Source organism: Vibrio sp. R12-SG2-ISO1, from assembly GCF_059834045.1.
Map to the genome: position 1 here is coordinate 101,414 of NZ_JCBDGO010000010.1, position 15,560 is coordinate 116,973.

The 15,560-nt window shown below is 51.2% G+C and carries 14 protein-coding genes and 2 riboswitches; of the genes, 5 read left to right on the forward strand and 9 right to left on the reverse strand.

Going from position 1 to position 15,560, the window contains the following annotated elements:
* Positions 1–74: 74 nt before the first annotated feature.
* Positions 75–1,838: a PglL family O-oligosaccharyltransferase gene (locus AC6R10_RS09585; RefSeq protein WP_500672098.1), complete on the forward strand. Its 1,764-nt coding sequence runs from the start codon at positions 75–77 to the stop codon at positions 1,836–1,838.
* Between the two features lie 118 nt (positions 1,839–1,956).
* Here AC6R10_RS09585 and AC6R10_RS09590 read toward each other — a convergent pair whose 3' ends face one another.
* A complete protein-coding gene (locus tag AC6R10_RS09590) occupies positions 1,957–3,075 on the reverse strand; it encodes a pyridoxal-phosphate-dependent aminotransferase family protein (protein ID WP_500672099.1) in 1,119 nt (372 codons plus the stop codon).
* Positions 3,076–3,303: 228 nt separating this feature from the next.
* Positions 3,304–3,481: riboswitch (Lysine riboswitch) on the forward strand.
* 86 nt (positions 3,482–3,567) lie between these two features.
* On the opposite strand from AC6R10_RS09590, the gene lysC reads away from it, so the two are divergent.
* Positions 3,568–4,920 (forward strand): lysine-sensitive aspartokinase 3, encoded by a 1,353-nt coding sequence (lysC, locus tag AC6R10_RS09595; protein ID WP_500672100.1) that lies wholly within the window; start codon positions 3,568–3,570, stop codon positions 4,918–4,920.
* Between the two features lie 78 nt (positions 4,921–4,998).
* Here the strand turns inward: lysC and pmbA are convergent, their stop codons facing one another.
* The gene (pmbA, locus tag AC6R10_RS09600; protein ID WP_500672101.1) at positions 4,999–6,342 is read right to left on the reverse strand and encodes a metalloprotease PmbA; all 1,344 of its coding nucleotides are present in this window, start codon (positions 6,340–6,342) and stop codon (positions 4,999–5,001) included.
* A 107-nt stretch (positions 6,343–6,449) separates the two neighbouring features.
* Between pmbA and yjgA the strand changes: the two genes are divergently transcribed.
* On the forward strand, positions 6,450–6,980 hold the full coding sequence (gene yjgA / locus AC6R10_RS09605; protein ID WP_334555017.1) for a ribosome biogenesis factor YjgA: 531 nt from the start codon (positions 6,450–6,452) through the stop codon (positions 6,978–6,980).
* Between the two features lie 88 nt (positions 6,981–7,068).
* On the opposite strand, the gene thiQ is transcribed toward yjgA, so the two are convergent.
* The 5 genes from thiQ to mpl form a co-directional block, all read right to left on the reverse strand.
* Positions 7,069–7,785: a thiamine ABC transporter ATP-binding protein gene (thiQ, locus tag AC6R10_RS09610; RefSeq protein ID WP_500672102.1), complete on the reverse strand. Its 717-nt coding sequence runs from the start codon at positions 7,783–7,785 to the stop codon at positions 7,069–7,071.
* On the reverse strand, positions 7,769–9,355 hold the full coding sequence (gene thiP, locus AC6R10_RS09615) for a thiamine/thiamine pyrophosphate ABC transporter permease ThiP (protein ID WP_500672140.1): 1,587 nt from the start codon (positions 9,353–9,355) through the stop codon (positions 7,769–7,771). The genes thiQ and thiP overlap by 17 nt, the downstream gene beginning before the upstream one ends.
* A gap of 48 nt (positions 9,356–9,403) precedes the next feature.
* The gene (thiB, locus tag AC6R10_RS09620; RefSeq protein WP_500672141.1) at positions 9,404–10,381 is read right to left on the reverse strand and encodes a thiamine ABC transporter substrate binding subunit; all 978 of its coding nucleotides are present in this window, start codon (positions 10,379–10,381) and stop codon (positions 9,404–9,406) included.
* A gap of 76 nt (positions 10,382–10,457) precedes the next feature.
* A riboswitch (TPP riboswitch) is annotated at positions 10,458–10,571 on the reverse strand.
* Between the two features lie 63 nt (positions 10,572–10,634).
* Positions 10,635–11,258: a flavin prenyltransferase UbiX gene (locus tag AC6R10_RS09625; protein WP_500672103.1), complete on the reverse strand. Its 624-nt coding sequence runs from the start codon at positions 11,256–11,258 to the stop codon at positions 10,635–10,637.
* Positions 11,259–11,273: 15 nt separating this feature from the next.
* Positions 11,274–12,626 carry a UDP-N-acetylmuramate:L-alanyl-gamma-D-glutamyl-meso-diaminopimelate ligase gene (gene mpl / locus AC6R10_RS09630; protein WP_500672104.1) on the reverse strand — a complete coding sequence of 451 codons (1,353 nt, stop codon included), beginning with the start codon at positions 12,624–12,626 and terminating at the stop codon, positions 11,274–11,276.
* 327 nt (positions 12,627–12,953) lie between these two features.
* Between mpl and fbp the strand changes: the two genes are divergently transcribed.
* A complete protein-coding gene (fbp, locus tag AC6R10_RS09635; RefSeq protein WP_500672105.1) occupies positions 12,954–13,967 on the forward strand; it encodes a class 1 fructose-bisphosphatase in 1,014 nt (337 codons plus the stop codon).
* 189 nt (positions 13,968–14,156) lie between these two features.
* Positions 14,157–14,684: an inorganic diphosphatase gene (gene ppa, locus AC6R10_RS09640; RefSeq protein WP_500631189.1), complete on the forward strand. Its 528-nt coding sequence runs from the start codon at positions 14,157–14,159 to the stop codon at positions 14,682–14,684.
* Between the two features lie 88 nt (positions 14,685–14,772).
* Here ppa and AC6R10_RS09645 read toward each other — a convergent pair whose 3' ends face one another.
* Together AC6R10_RS09645 and AC6R10_RS09650 are read right to left on the reverse strand one after the other, a co-directional pair.
* Entirely contained in the window at positions 14,773–15,153 is a 381-nt protein-coding gene (locus tag AC6R10_RS09645; protein WP_487901806.1) for a DUF2799 domain-containing protein, read from the reverse strand.
* Between the two features lie 43 nt (positions 15,154–15,196).
* On the reverse strand, positions 15,197–15,544 hold the full coding sequence (locus AC6R10_RS09650) for a gamma-glutamylcyclotransferase family protein (protein WP_334555009.1): 348 nt from the start codon (positions 15,542–15,544) through the stop codon (positions 15,197–15,199).
* Positions 15,545–15,560 lie beyond the last annotated feature (16 nt).

Sequence of the window (15,560 nt, forward strand, 5' to 3'; positions counted from 1 at the left end):
TAAAAAAATAGTAAAGTAAACGGGCTGGCGTGCTTCTTAGTGCCAGCCCGTTTTATTTGCTGGAAAGGAACACTATGGCAACCACCCACGTGGCAGGCACGCAGCTTCAAGCACGCACACAAGCTCGCCCTCTAACGAAACCTTTCTTGGCTATGATTGGCCTAGTCTACCTTGTCGCGATGCATTTCTTCATGCCGAACCCAGGCGGTTCAGGCTTGGCCCTTGCCTTTAACCCACCCACTTGGCTGCTGAGCTCAGTCGCTATCGCTCTTGGGCTTTATCAAGTTGGGACACGTGGCCAAATTCGTTACAACAAATTGACCATAGGTCTGTTTCTTTGTTGTGTGATCATGACCGTGCCCGTGCTCTATCCGCACTCTGAGCTGTCGTTGTCGGTCGCGCGATTAAGCGGATTGTGGGCCGGTTTTTTGCTGTTTGCCGTGCTGCAACAATTTCGTTTTAGTAACCCTCAGCGTCAAAGGCTGTTGTGGTTTGTGGTTATCGCCGTGTTCATTGAGGCCTTGTTTGGCTGGGTACAGTACCTAGTACTCGAACCCGGCAATCCCTTTGGCTACAACACCGACGCCAATCGTCCATACGGCATTTTTCAGCAACCGAACGTCATGGCGAGCTTCTTAGCCACAGGGCTTGCGCTGTCTGGCTATTTGCTGACCCGTCAGCCCATTAAATATCAACGCAAAGTCAGCCATGTGGCGCTACTCTATCTGGTACCTGCCATCGTGCTGCCCCTACTGGTAGTGCTCGCCTCTCGGACGGGTTGGCTCAGTGCGCTACTGGTCGTCGTGCTGCTGATCCCTTATTTGATGCGCTTTGCCACCAAAAAACGCGCCGTCGGTTGGCTCGTCTCTGTGATTATTGGCGTCACCATTGGCTTAGGGACCACGTTGATCGGTGAGAACAACACCCTGGCAGAGCGAAAGGTGAATCTAGAAGGGCCCAGACAATACACCTTCCCTCAGACGCTCGATATGCTGATTGAAAAGCCATTTACTGGCTATGGTTACGGACGCTTTGAAGCTGAATACTTGGTCTATACGGCGCGTCAACATCAGCTCAACGCCAGTTATCCGCCTGGGCTTGCATCAATGGATCACCCACACAACGAAACCTTATATTGGGGCGTAGAGGGAGGCGTGCTGCCGATTTTGGCCATGTTGATCGCGGCCATTTTGGTACTGTATCGTATCTACGCAGCGAAGAAAGGTACACGTTTGGCGATTTTCTCGCTCTTTATCCCCATCGTGCTTCACACCCAATTAGAATATCCGTTTTATCACTCAGCGATTCATTGGGTAACCTTTATCCTATTGATTTACTGGGTCGACCAACGTAAGCGCGCCTACCGATATGCGCGATTGAGCATCGTATCGCAGACCGGACTGCGCGTAGCAAGTTTGGTCTTGCCGCTGGTGACGTCGTTTTACATGATCACCACGCTGCACACCAACTACATATTGACACAGTTTGAGCTCTCCAAACCGAAAGATCCAGATATCCTTAACCGAGTCAGTAACCCGATTGTCTGGCAGGAACGTTTTGACTGGGACATCTACAGCACCTATCTCAATATTGGCCTGCACCAGCAAAACCCTGAATTTATTCAACCCTACGTGGATTGGTCGCTTGGCGTGATTACCCACAAACCGAGACCGGCGTTCTACAACAACTTGATTCTGGCCTACCAAGGTTTGAATGACAGTGAAAAGGCGGAGCAAATCCGAGCCGAAGCGCAATTCCTGTTTCCGCGGCGCGATTTCTCAGACGTGCAATACGTGCCACCGACAACCGACGCACTACTTCGTACAGACGAAGAATAAAAAGAAAACAAAAAGTAGATAAGAAAAGGCTCTCCGAACTGGAGAGCCATCTGCAATCATTAATAAGTCGATTTGCTCGCCAAGCGACTCTATCCGAGCGACTCTAATCCGAGCGACTCTATCCGAGCGACTCTTTAAGCGCTTGCAAACAGAGCGCGACGTTCTCCTCACGCGCACCATAGCCCATTAGGCCAATCCGCCACGCCTTGCCCGCCAATGCGCCAAGCCCGGCACCAATTTCCAGATTGTACGTATCAAGAAGGTGGCTGCGCACTTGGGCTTCATCAATTCCCTCAGGAACATAAATCGCATTCAGTTGCGGCAAGCGTGCGGACTCTTCCACCACAAACTCAAAGCCAAGCGCTAATAAGCCAGCCTTGAGCTTGTGGTGCATCTGCTGATGGCGACGCCACGCGTTTTCTAACCCTTCATTTTTGAGCATCAGCAAAGCTTCATGCAGTGCATAGAGACTGTTGACGGGCGCTGTGTGGTGGTAACTGCGCTTGCCCTCTCCACTCCAGTAACCGAGCACCAAACTTTGGTCTAAAAACCAACTTTGCACCGGTGTTTGACGAGCGGTGATTTTCTCAATCGCTGCACTGGAGAAGGTCACAGGAGAAAGGCCCGGCGTACAAGAGAGGCACTTTTGACTGCCCGAGTAGACCGCATCAAGTTGCCACTCATCGACTTTGAGTGGCACACCACCCAGTGACGTCACCGCATCGACAATCGACAACACATTGAACTCTTTAGCAAGCGCGCCCAGCGTCTTCGCATCGCTGCATGCCCCTGTCGACGTTTCTGCATGGACAAACGCGAGGAGCTTGGCATCAGGATGCGCCTGCAACGCATCACGAACTTTCTCTACCGAGACCGGCGCTCCCCATTCATCATCAACCAACACCGCTTCACCGCCGCAGCGTACCACGTTCTCTCGCATGCGTTCGCCAAACACGCCATTGCGGCAGACGATGACTTTGTCCCCCGGCTCAATCAAGTTAACAAAGCAGGTCTCCATACCTGCACTGCCTGGTGCCGAGACGGCAATCGTAAACTCATTGTTGGTCTGAAAGGCGTATTTAAGCAGCTGCTTGAGTTCGTCCATCATCTGGATAAAAAGCGGGTCAAGGTGGCCCACCGTCGGGCGGCTCAAAGCTTGCAGTACCTGTGGGGAAATATCGGATGGACCAGGGCCCATCAAAATACGGCGAGGGGGGATAAAACTTTGGTAAGTCATTGGCAACTCCTTTTGAATCATGAGGGTGTTCTTGTTGTTATCTCTTCACCATAATCGAATTCATCCAGCGCAGCAATGCGCAAAAAGTCGACAGGTCATACCAGCCTCACAAACTGAACCTATCGTCTTTAACCCGTAAATTTCGCATTGACATTAAGAAGATAAACACGTTCAATGCGAAAGCGGTGGCAAGACAATTCGTCACCCTGTTGTACAAACAATTATGCTTTTTGCAGAAGAGGAGCACTACCCAGGTAGGCATGTTGTGGAGCCACAATTCCAAAACAACATTCTGAGGGGGAGTAGTGCCGAGGTAGGCTTATATTGTGGTTTAAGCCTGTCGGTTGACTTGGGTTGAGTCCCATCAACTGTCATCAGCGCCGTCTGGTGATGAGCTTCTGAGGTCGTACTCCATACCTACCTCTACTCTCGCTCATCCTCACCTCACGCAAAGGAAAGACTCAATATTCAGGAAGTTGTGGGAGAAATGCCGTGAGCAATTTTAACGTTGCTAAATTTGGTGGGACAAGTGTTGCAAACTTTGAAGCGATGAGCCGTTGTGCGGCGGTCGTTGAGAACAATCCAGAGACAAAACTGGTGGTCAGCAGTGCCTGTTCAGGGGTAACAAATCTATTGGTCGCGCTGGCGAACGGCGTACAAGATCAGCAGCAACGCAGCGATATTCTGACTCAGCTCGCTGAGATTCATGATGCGATTCTTAATCAACTCAATGATCCAACCCATGCGGCGAGTGAAGTGTACAGTCTGCTTGATACGGTCACCAGCCTTGCGGAAGCGGCCTCGATTCAAGCCAGCAATAAGTTGACTGATCACCTTGTTGCGTGTGGTGAACTGATGTCGACCCACATTTTAACCCAACTGATGATTGAGCGCGGCATCAACGCGGTACGCTTTGATATTCGTGATGTACTGCGCACTGACAGCCACTTTGGCCGCGCAGAACCGGATGTTGCCGCCATTCGTGAGCTTGCCAGTGACACCTTGCTGCCACTGTGCCGCGAGCACGTTGTGGTGACACAGGGCTTTATTGGTTCCGATGAAGAAGGCAACACCACTACCCTTGGCCGTGGTGGCAGTGATTACAGTGCGGCTTTGATTGCCGAGGCAGTGCAAGCCTCTGGCTTAGAAATTTGGACTGACGTACCGGGAATCTACACCACAGATCCGCGCATTGCCCCGAATGCGGCACCGATTGCAGAAATTAGCTTCAGCGAAGCGTCAGAGATGGCGAATTTTGGCGCCAAGATCCTGCACCCTTCGACCCTAGTCCCTGCTCTGCGCCATGATATTCCGGTATTTGTCGGTTCCTCGAAAGCGCCTGAGCAAGGCGGTACTTGGATTCGTCATCAAGTGGAAAGCTCACCGCTGTTTCGCGCCCTAGCCCTACGTAACAACCAAACCATGGTGACGCTGCGCAGCGCGAAAATGTTCCATGCTTACGGCTTTCTAGCCAAAGTGTTTGAGATCTTGGCCAAGCATAAGGTCTCGGTCGATTTGATCACCACCTCTGAAATCAGTGTCTCATTAACGCTTGATCAAACAGGTACCTCTGGCGGTGCGCCATCGTTACCTCAAGCTGCGCGTGAAGAGCTTGAAGAGCTGTGCAGCGTGAAAGTGGAACACAACCTCTCCGTCGTCGCCTTGATTGGTAACAACATGAGCGAGAGCAAAGGTTATGCAAAACAAGTATTTGGTACACTTGAAGACTTTAACTTACGAATGATTTGTTACGGCGCTAGCCAGCACAACCTCTGTTTCTTACTGCGTGAATCAGAAGCCAAACAAGCGATTCAGAAGTTGCATGTCGAGCTGTTTGAGCGCTAACAGCACTATAAATACACATCAGCGACGAAGCACTCTCGTGTTTCGTCGCTGAAGCATTGCTACGTCAAATAGTGAGGCTTATTCGCCCGCCACTTTCATTGACTCAAGCAGGATAGAACCGGTTTGAATCTGCGAACGGGTTTCCACATCACTGCCGACAGCCACAATTTGGTTGAACATCTGCTTGAGATTGCCTGCGATGGTCACCTCCGAGACGGGGAATTGGATTTGACCATTCTCAACCCAAAAACCGGCTGCGCCGCGCGAGTAATCGCCCGTCACGATATTCACACCCTGCCCCATCACTTCTGTAACCAAAAAGCCGGTGTCCAGCGCCTTAAGCATTTGATCAAAATCTTGCCCAGTTGATTGCACGTACCAGTTGTGGATGCCACCCGCATGACCGGTTGGCGTCATCGACATTTTACGCGCCGCATAGCTGGTCAATAGGTAAGTGGATAAAACGCCGTCAGTGATAATTTGTCTATCTTGCGTCGCAACGCCTTCGCTATCAAACGGGCTTGACGCCAGACCACGCAACACATGGGGACGCTCGTCGACTTGGAACCAGCTGGGTAGAATTTGCTGACCAAGATGATCAAGAAGAAACGAGGATTTGCGGTACAAGTTACCGCCACTGATCGCCATCACAAGGTGACCGAGTAGACCCGTTGCGACATCCGCCGCAAACATGATCGGGTACTGACCGGTTTTGAGCTTCTGCGCGTCTAAACGACTGACGGTTTTCTCCGCTGCGCTCAGGCCCACGGATTTCGGCGTCCACAGGTCGTCTTTGTGACGCGCCACTGTGTAGCTGTAGTCACGTTCCATTTCACCGTTTTGGCCTTGACCAATCACACAGCAACTGATGCTATGGCGACTTGAGGCATAACTCGCCAGTAAGCCGTGGCTGTTGCCGTACACTTTGACGCCATAATGGCTATCGTAACTGGCGCCATCACTTTGCTTGATCTTATCGCTGTAGCTGAGCGCTTCTTGCTCCGCTTCAATCGCCATTTTTGCCGCGTAGTCAGGATCAGGCGTATCGGGGTGAAACAGATCCAAATCGGGAATATCTTTGACCATCAACTCAGCCGGTGCTGGGCCTGCGTACGGGTCTTCTGATGTGTATTGAGCGATATCGAGCGCCGCCAATACCGTTTGTTGAATCGCTTTTTCGCTTAAGTCTGACGTTGAGGCGCTGCCTTTACGCTGATTGCGGTAGACGGTAATACCGAGTGCACCGTCGCTGTTGAACTCCACATTTTCGACCTCACACATGCGAGTCGATACGCTTAAACCTGTGGTTTTACTGATGGCAACTTCCGCGGCATCCGCTTTTTCACCCGCCATCTCTAACGCTTTCGCGACGGCAGCTTCAAGCTCGATACGCTGCTGTGCCACTTGCTTTTTTACGTCCATATTCTCTTCATCAGTCGTTGCTTTGTCGCTAGGATAACAAGAATTTCGCTTTCTCCCCATGATTCTTGTTAAAATAGAGAAATAGACGTTCAAATGAAGGTATGAAAATGGCTCGCAAAAATCAGAAAGCGCCATGGGAACCAGAAGAAGAGATCATCTGGGTAAGTAAATCCGAGTTGAAGCGTGACATGGAAGAGCTGCAGAAACTGGGTGAAGAGCTCGTTAACCTCAAGCCCTCTGTGTTGGAAAAATTTCCACTCAGCGAAGACTTGGCCGATGCGATTCGCGATGCGCAGCGTTTTAAAAACGAAGCGCGCCGTCGTCAGTTGCAGTTTATCGGCAAATTGATGCGTCACGAAGACCCAGAGCCAATTCAAGCGGCGCTGGATAAAGTCCGTAACAAGCACTCTCAAACCACGGCGCTGCTGCACAAACTAGAGCAACTGCGTGACCGTGTGGTGGAAGAGGGCGACAGCGCAATTGAAGAGGTATTGACGCTGTATCCGGATGCGGACCGTCAGCGTTTGCGTCAGCTTGCTCGTCAGGCGAACAAAGAAAAACAAGCCAACAAGCCGGCTAAAGCGTATCGAGAGATTTTCCAGATCCTCAAAGCATTGAGCAGCGAAGAGCCACAATAACACGCTCTTAGTCAGTGATGATTGACGCGGATAAGTGCACACTTATCCGCTTTTTTTATCTCTGCTTTCTAGCCCATTGTTATAGCGCTCAGTTGTGCGCCGTGGTGGCCGCCTGAACAAATGCGCCGAGGCTAGAGTCCGAGTGGGTCGCTGCTAGTTCTGAGATCGGCCCAGTCGCTGCGACATGACCCTTTTCGACAAACGCAAAATGCGTTGCGATCGCTTTCGCATCACCCAAGTGGTGCGTCACCATCACGACCGTAATATCACGCTCACTCGCCAACTGTTTGACCAGTGATAGCATCTCTAACCTGAGCAAAGGATCGAGCGCTGAAAAGGGCTCGTCGAGCAGCCATATCGGCGCAGATTGTACAAAGCAGCGCGCTAACGCAACCCGTTGACGCTGGCCACCAGAGAGCTCATGCGGCAATCGAGACAAATACTCCGCCACCCCCACCTGCTGCGCCGCTTGCACTACCGCCTGTTTCTGCGTTGCAGACAACTTCAAGCCGGGATCCAATCCAAGGCCGATGTTTTCCAACACGGTAAGGTGAGCAAACAAGTTGTGTTCTTGAAACAACATCGCAAACGGGCGCTGATAAGGTGCCAGCCCGTTGAGTGTTTGACCTTGCGCTAAAATTTCACCGCTTAATGGTTCAATAAAACCCGCCATCAAGGCGAGTAAGGTCGACTTCCCTGCGCCACTGGGTCCCATTAGCGCGACGACTTGCCCTGCCTCAACGTGCAGATCAAACTGAAATGACTCGGCATGATAATCGTAATGCAGGTCACTGAGAGTGAGCATAGTGACTCCTATTGGTGGGGGTAGAGGCAGAGCGAGGGCGAAACAGGCGCTCCATCAGCGCAAAGCAGCCCACACTCAAAAGCAGTAAAGTGACCGATACGACCGCCGCCGCGTCCATTTGGTAGCTGCCGAGCAGTTGGAACAGGTAGAGCGGCAGAGTACGAAACTCCTGACTGCCAAACAGCGCGATGGCACTGAGATCACCCATAGAAAACATAAAGCTGATGGCAAACGCGTGCGCCAGCGGCCGTTTTAATGCGCGCCACTCCACCACTCGTAAACGGCGCCAACCGCGGATTCCAAGGGTTGCACAAAGGTACTGATACTGCTGCTCAAGTTGCAACATCGGCTGAGCCAAGGTTTTGATCACATAAGGCAGCCCCATTAACGCGTTGACCGCAACAACAACGACCAAGGCGTAGCTGAGCGCATCCGTCCACGAACGGAGCAGCAAAAAGAGCCCGGTCGAGATCACTAATCCTGGGGTCACCAGGATGATGGTCCCTAGCAGCTCTATCTTATCCGCGGTTTTCTCACGTTGATTGAGGCGCAGTCTTCGGCTCGACAATAAAATCGCCGTGCCCGCACTGACAGCGATAACGCTCGCCATGCTCGCCACTTTCAGTGACGCGCCGAGCGCGGACCAAAATCGGCCATCGCTCAGCACACTTAACGCCTGAGAATTCATGCCACTGGCTAGTACCATCCCAAGAGGCGGCAACACTAACAGCAAGCTAAATCCTACCCAAGCGCCATCCCAGCACTTAGAGAGTAGATTGTCTTTCACCACCAACGCAGCAGGTGCGTTGCTGCCCATCGAAGTGGCAATAGGTCGGGCGAAACGTTGAATCGATAGTGCCATTAAGCCACATAGCAACATCTGCCAAATCGCCAATAACGCGCCCGCTTGCAAATCAAAATCAAACTTGATCGCTTGGTAAATCGCGAGCTCAATAGTGGTCGATTTAGGCCCGCCGCCCAGTGCCATTACAGTGGCGAAACTGGTAAAGCAGAGCATAAACACCAACCCGCAAACGGGCGCTAATTGCTGCCTCATCCGCGGCCATTCGACCCACTTAAACTTTTGCCAATGCCCCATGCCTAAGTGGGCGCACAGTTTGTGTTGCTCCGCCGGAATCGACTCTAGTGATTGCAGCAGCAAACGCGCCGCATAAGGAAGATTAAAAAAGAGGTGCGCGAGCAAAATGCCGTGCAAACCGTAAATATTAAATGGCAACGAGAGATCCCACTGCGCAAGCTGTGTCGCCAGCCAACCACTGCGCCCATAAATCGCCAGCAAGCCAAACACCCCCACCAACACAGGCAGCACCAAAGTGGTCGCAAACAGCTTAAGTACCAAGGCTTTGCCGATAAACTGCCGCCGCGACAAAGCATGGGCGACGGGGATCGCCAAGCCGACACTGAGCAGCGTTGAGAGGAAAGATTGATAGAAGCTAAATTGGGTAACGTGGCGGTAATAAGGGTCTTGCCAAATGACACGCAGATCGAAGGAAGGCGCTTGATTGAGCAATGCCAGCAACGCAGAAACGACAAAGGCCGCGATCAACATCGCGACCCATACGCCTAATTTAGGGACAGATTGCACGAACGCCCAACCTTAGAAGGTCAACGCGTTTTGCCATTCACGAATCCACGCTTTGCGGTGGGTAGCCACCTCTTCAGCGCTAAAGCTCAAGGCTTGGCTTGGCTTCGTCAGGCTTTGATACCCTTCTGGTAACGCAACGTCAGTGACAGGGTACATCCAGTTCCCTGTGGGCATGGCCGACTGAAAGTCATCGCTGAGGATAAACTGCATAAAGGCATCCGCCAACTCGCTGTTCGCGCTCGTTTTAACTTTGGCGGCCACTTCTACTTGAGTGTAATGACCTTCCGCGAAATTCGCCGCAGCGAACTTAGCCTCATTTTCGGCAATCAGATGGTACGCAGGTGACGTGGTGTAAGAGAGCACCATGTCAGACTCGCCTTTTAAGAACATCGAGTACGCTTCTGACCACCCTTTCGTGACCGTCACTGTCTTTTTCGCCAACGCCTTCCACGCCTGCGGCGCTTCGTCGCCATAGACAGATTTCATCCACAGCATCAAACCTTGACCCGGGGTTGAGGTACGCGGGTCTTGGTAGATGACTGTTAAGTCGTCATTTGATTCCACCAGCGCTTTGAGGCTAGTCGGTGGCTCAGCTAAGGTCTCTTTGTTGTAGACAAACGCGAAGTAACCGTAGTCGTACGGCACAAAGGTCGTATTGGACCAGCCGCCTGGCAAGGTGACGGATGACGTATCGACGCTATGCTCAACCAACAAACCGGTTTGCTGCGCTTCTGCCATCAAGTTGTTGTCTAACCCCAACACAATGTCGGCTTTGCTATTGTTGCCTTCCAGTCTCAAGCGATTGAGGATAGAGACGCCATCATCCAAAGCTACAAAATTCAACGTACAGTCGCACTGTGCTTCAAACGCTTTTTTTACCGCTGGGCCTGGACCCCAATCGGCAGCGAAAGAGTCATAGGTATAAACGGTTAACGTATCGGCTGCGGTTGCAGAAAAAGACGTCAATGCCACGGCGGCACAAAGTGGCATAATTGAAGGGATAAAAGTGGATTTCACTGCTCGCTCTCCTTGTTGAGCCACGCAGGTCTGAGGGACAAACAGACGTCTGATGTCCTCGCTCAATTCCTACGCCAGCATTATCTGGTTCAGGTCTACGGGTCCCGAGCAAAGCTCGATCTCAGCGTCATTCAGTGAATGAATAGCTCCCCGATGAGGTTCGGCTTGATTGTAATAGGTCTGCCCTACAATAGCCATACTTGCGTGACGGCCCACCAAGGCGCAATCACGAATCGTTACGTTGATCATAGCCCCAGCGCGCCACCAAGGATTGCTCGATGCCGAGGTGATCCAAAATGCGCGCGACCATAAAATCAATAAGATCGTCTATCGATTTAGGTTGGTGATAAAAACCGGGCGCGGCGGGCATAATGGTAACGCCCATCTGCGAGAGCTTGTGCATGTTCTCAAGGTGCAAGGTTGAGAACGGCGTTTCTCGAACTACCAGCAGCAATTGACCACGCTCTTTCATCACCACATCGGCGGCACGTTCAATCAGATTATCGGACATACCATGAGCAATCGCAGCGACGCTTCCTGCCGAACAAGGGCAGACCACCATTTGCTTGGGCGCCGCTGAGCCAGAGGCCACGGGCGAGAACCAATCCTCTTTACCGCACACCACTAATTTAGCCGGGTCGCAATTAAGATGGGTGACTAAGGCTTGCTTGGCGCTGTCTGGATTGGCAGGCAGTTTTAATCCGTGTTCGGTGGCCAACACCACTCGCGCCGCCGATGAAACCAGCAGGTAAACCTGATAGTCCGCGGCCAACAAGCACTGCAACAAACGCAGCCCGTAAGGCGCGCCTGAGGCTCCGGTGAAAGCGAGGGTGATGGATTTTTCAGACATTATGCGTATCTCTTATTATTGGGCTAATTGCGCTAACAGTTTGTCGTGAATTCCGCCAAACCCGCCGTTACTCATCACCAGAATCTGATCGCCGGGGCGAGCATGCCGAGCGATATTGCGCACCAAGTCGTCGATGTCGTCAGAGACATAAGCAGGTTGCGCGCACTGCTCGGCAATCTCACTCACGGACCAGGTAATTGACTCAGGTTGAAAGAGGAACACTTCATCGGCCGCCTGCAATGAGGCCGCGAGCGTCTCTTTGTGCACCCCGCGTTTCATGGTTGCACTGCGCGGCTCCAACACCGCAAGGATTCGGGATTGACCCACCTTGTTACGTAAGCCGCCCAATGTCAGTTCAATCGCCGTTGGATGATGAGCAAAGTCGTCATACACAGTGATGTCATTGACCTGCCCTTTTAACTCTAAGCGGCGTTTGGTATTAATAAAGCGCCCTAACGCCTCACAAGCGTGATCCGGAGTGACACCCACATGACGCGCCGCCGCGATGGCCATCAACGCATTGCTGACGTTGTGATCGCCGACTAAATCCCACGTCACTCGACCCACTATTTCTCCCGCCAATAAGACATCAAAGACACTGCCATCTTGGGCCTGTTTTTGCGCTTGCCAGCCAGATTCGCACCCTGTGTACTCTTGTTCGCTCCAGCAGCCACGGGCAATAACGTCTTGCAGCGCCTGGTCTGATTGAGGAGTAAACATCCGACCATTGCCCGGTACGGTTCTCACTAGATGGTGAAATTGGCGCTTAATCGCTTCCAGATCATCGAAGATGTCTGCATGATCGAACTCAAGGTTATTCATGACCAAGGTACGTGGATGGTAATGAACGAACTTAGAACGCTTATCGAAAAAAGCGCTGTCGTATTCATCAGCTTCAACTATGAAAAACGGGCTGTTGCCCAATCTTGCCGACAAACCAAAGTTGCCAAGCACGCCCCCCACGAGAAAACCGGGTTCATAACCGCAATCTTCCAGAATCCAAGCGAGCATACTCGATGTGGTGGTTTTGCCGTGCGTTCCCGCGACCGCCAGTACCCATCGGTCATGCAGCAAAAACTCTTGCAGCCACTGCGGGCCGGAGGTGTAACGCAGGTTGCTATCAAGCACATGTTCGACACACGGGTTACCACGGCTCATCGCATTACCGATCACCACCAAATCGGGCGCCGGATTTAACTGCGCCGGATCAAACCCTTCTATAATTTCAATACCTTGCGATTCAAGTAGCGTGCTCATGGGCGGGTACACATTGGCGTCACTGCCGGTGACTTTGTGCCCCAATTGACGCGCTAAAATTGCCGCTCCTCCCATAAAGGTGCCACAAATTCCCAAGATATGAATATGCATAGAGTGATCCTGAAAAGGCTAATTTGAAGTGCTCATTATGGCGATAATGACTTGAAAAGCGAACCTCTTTGTCCTTGGGATGTGAAATCTTGGCACAATCGAGCAAAGTTTGTTCAAGATGAAAAACCGTGAAAATATTTGAATAATTACCAAAAAAATTGAGAGGTTAGACAGTTAGTTCGTTACCAATAATAAGATCATGGTTTTACAATTGCTCAAGGCAAAAACAAAAGCTCACGCATAGCTTCGTCCCTCTTGCGCCCCAACAATAAAATGGCAAGAGGTTGCCCAACTCCCCCCAAACTTATGCGATTTTAAGGAATAAACATGTCTGGAATGCGCACCCTTGGCGAGTTCATTGTTGAAAAACAGACGGACTTCCCCCACGCTAGCGGTGATCTATCATCCCTACTATCGTCGATTCGCCTTGCGGCTAAAATCGTCAACCGCGAAATAAACGCGGCTGGCCTTGGTGATATCACCGGTGCCGTTGGTAGTGAGAACATTCAGGGCGAAGCCCAACAAAAACTGGATGTTTACGCGAACGAGAAGTTCAAAGCAGCACTTGAAGCACGCGATCAAGTGTGTGGCGTAGCAAGTGAAGAAGAAGATGAGGCGGTCGCGTTCAATAAAGAACTGAACAAAAACGCCAAATACGTGGTATTGATGGATCCACTCGATGGCTCATCTAACATCGATGTTAACGTCTCTGTCGGAACGATTTTCTCCATCTATCGCCGCGTCTCTCCTATCGGTACCCCACCGACAGAAGAAGACTTCCTTCAACCAGGCAACAAGCAAGTCGCGGCCGGTTATGTGATTTACGGTTCATCGACCATGCTTGTCTACACCACAGGCAATGGCGTCAATGGTTTTACCTACGATCCATCGATCGGTACGTTCTGCTTGTCTCATGAGAATATGATGGTGCCAGAAGATGGCCGCATCTACTCAATTAACGAAGGTAACTACTTCCGTTTCCCAATGGGCGTGAAAAAGTACATCAAATTCTGCCAAGAAAACGAACCGAATGACGGTCGTCCGTACACGTCTCGCTACATTGGCTCTTTGGTGTCGGACTTCCACCGTAACCTGCTGAAAGGCGGCATTTACCTGTACCCAAGCACGCAAAGCCACCCGAGCGGCAAACTGCGCCTTCTTTATGAGTGCAACCCAATGGCGTTCATTATTGAGCAGGCGGGCGGTATTGCCTCAGACGGTGAGAAACGCATCATGGATATTGAACCTACAGAGCTGCACCAACGTGTGCCTTTCTTTGTTGGCTCAAAAAACATGGTCAAGAAAGTCGAATCTTTCCTCGCAGAATACAAAGACCAATAAGGCTCAGATATTCTCTCCAAGGCGCTCACTGAGCGCCTTGTTTTTTAAGAACCTCCATCACTTCCCAGTCGCTGCGCCTCACAATCGGTGTTTTCTTGACCAAGCTCTCATCGTCCGTCATTTACAAAAAACCAAGTTTAGCGGTAAGGTATTTGCCTACATATCGACCAATAACAAGGAAGCTTGCCCATGAGTCTTAATCACGTCCCTGCAGGGAAATCACTCCCGGATGACATTTATGTCGTCATCGAAATTCCGGCCAATGCCGATCCGATCAAGTACGAGGTCGACAAAGATTCTGGCGCGGTATTTGTGGACCGCTTTATGTCCGCGCCTATGTTCTATCCATGTAACTATGGCTATGTGAATCACACACTCTCTTTAGATGGTGACCCGGTTGATGTCCTAGTGCCGACCCCTTATCCCTTGATGCCAGGTAGTGTGATTCGCTGTCGCCCTGTCGGTGTATTGAAAATGACCGATGAATCAGGTGAAGATGCCAAAGTACTCGCCGTGCCGCACAGTAAAATCTCCAAAGAGTACGAGCACATCCAAGATGTCGGTGATATTCCTGATCTGCTCAAAGCGCAAATTACCCACTTTTTTGAGCGCTACAAAGAGCTCGAAAGCGGCAAATGGGTCAAAGTGGAGGGCTGGGAAGACGTCGCTGCCGCGCGCCAAGAGATTCTGGAGTCGTTTGAGCGCGCGAGTAAGTAATCCTCACCCAACCACCGTGACTCATTGACTAAAAGAAAACGGCCAGAGCAGTGAAACTCTGGCCGTTTTCTTTATCGGCATTCAACCATTAAAAACCCGAACCTGCCGTGGAATTACGCCCTGAGACATAGTCTTGCTGGAAGAAGGGGTCAAGACGGTCGCACACCCCATAATAGGGTTTGCCCATAACCCCAAGCATGTAGGCGTTTTGCTGACAATATTGACCGCGACCTTGCTCATACCCTGCCAAATAGGCGGCATAACGGTCGTCGTTCAAATAGCCAGCTTCATCCGCTTTGGCTAACTTGGATTGCGACAAGTTCAGTAAGCCGTTTTCACCGCGATCAACACCGAACTGATACCAATCTTGATCGACGTTAGACGTTGGCGTAGTGACAGTGGTACAGCCTGTGAGTAACAGGGCGACGAACGCCCCGACGGGTGTGATGGTACGTTTCAGCGCTGACATAGGACTCTCCTTATTGAACGCTTATTCTCATCATAAAATGGCGCTAGACGCGCTGGCACCAATCACCCGATGCAATCAACACATCCAATTGGCTGACATCTTGGTAGAGGTAAATCCAAGCCTGACCAAACGGCGTATCTATGCGCTCTCGGCGATACTCTACCGGCACATCTTCTAGTTCATCTATACGTGCGAGTGTGACATCATCGATCAAATAGACTTCACCTGAGATCGAATCATGTCCTTCGATCACCGCCGGATAGGGTCCCAAATCATACAGCGCATAAAAGGGCGGTGTATCAAAATGACCCAAACACTGCGAGCCAGCTAAAAAATCTTGGTTCGACTCCCCTTTGCGCAATGTGCCATAAACAAACAATAGATGTTGCATTGCCCGCCCCTATTTC

What these genes read in the sequence shown, in the direction of transcription:
- AC6R10_RS09585 (WP_500672098.1), top strand. Translation starts at nt 75, where the DNA reads ATGGCAACCACCCACGTGGCAGGCACGCAGCTTCAAGCACGCACACAA.
- AC6R10_RS09590 (WP_500672099.1), bottom strand. Translation starts at nt 3,075, where the DNA reads ATGACTTACCAAAGTTTTATCCCCCCTCGCCGTATTTTGATGGGCCCT.
- pmbA (WP_500672101.1), bottom strand. Translation starts at nt 6,342, where the DNA reads ATGGACGTAAAAAAGCAAGTGGCACAGCAGCGTATCGAGCTTGAAGCT.
- yjgA (WP_334555017.1), top strand. Translation starts at nt 6,450, where the DNA reads ATGGCTCGCAAAAATCAGAAAGCGCCATGGGAACCAGAAGAAGAGATC.
- thiQ (WP_500672102.1), bottom strand. Translation starts at nt 7,785, where the DNA reads ATGCTCACTCTCAGTGACCTGCATTACGATTATCATGCCGAGTCATTT.
- thiP (WP_500672140.1), bottom strand. Translation starts at nt 9,355, where the DNA reads ATGTTGATCGCGGCCTTTGTCGTTTCTGCGTTGCTGGCATTGCTCAAT.
- thiB (WP_500672141.1), bottom strand. Translation starts at nt 10,381, where the DNA reads ATGCCACTTTGTGCCGCCGTGGCATTGACGTCTTTTTCTGCAACCGCA.
- AC6R10_RS09625 (WP_500672103.1), bottom strand. Translation starts at nt 11,258, where the DNA reads ATGTCTGAAAAATCCATCACCCTCGCTTTCACCGGAGCCTCAGGCGCG.
- mpl (WP_500672104.1), bottom strand. Translation starts at nt 12,626, where the DNA reads ATGCATATTCATATCTTGGGAATTTGTGGCACCTTTATGGGAGGAGCG.
- fbp (WP_500672105.1), top strand. Translation starts at nt 12,954, where the DNA reads ATGTCTGGAATGCGCACCCTTGGCGAGTTCATTGTTGAAAAACAGACG.
- ppa (WP_500631189.1), top strand. Translation starts at nt 14,157, where the DNA reads ATGAGTCTTAATCACGTCCCTGCAGGGAAATCACTCCCGGATGACATT.
- AC6R10_RS09645 (WP_487901806.1), bottom strand. Translation starts at nt 15,153, where the DNA reads ATGTCAGCGCTGAAACGTACCATCACACCCGTCGGGGCGTTCGTCGCC.
- AC6R10_RS09650 (WP_334555009.1), bottom strand. Translation starts at nt 15,544, where the DNA reads ATGCAACATCTATTGTTTGTTTATGGCACATTGCGCAAAGGGGAGTCG.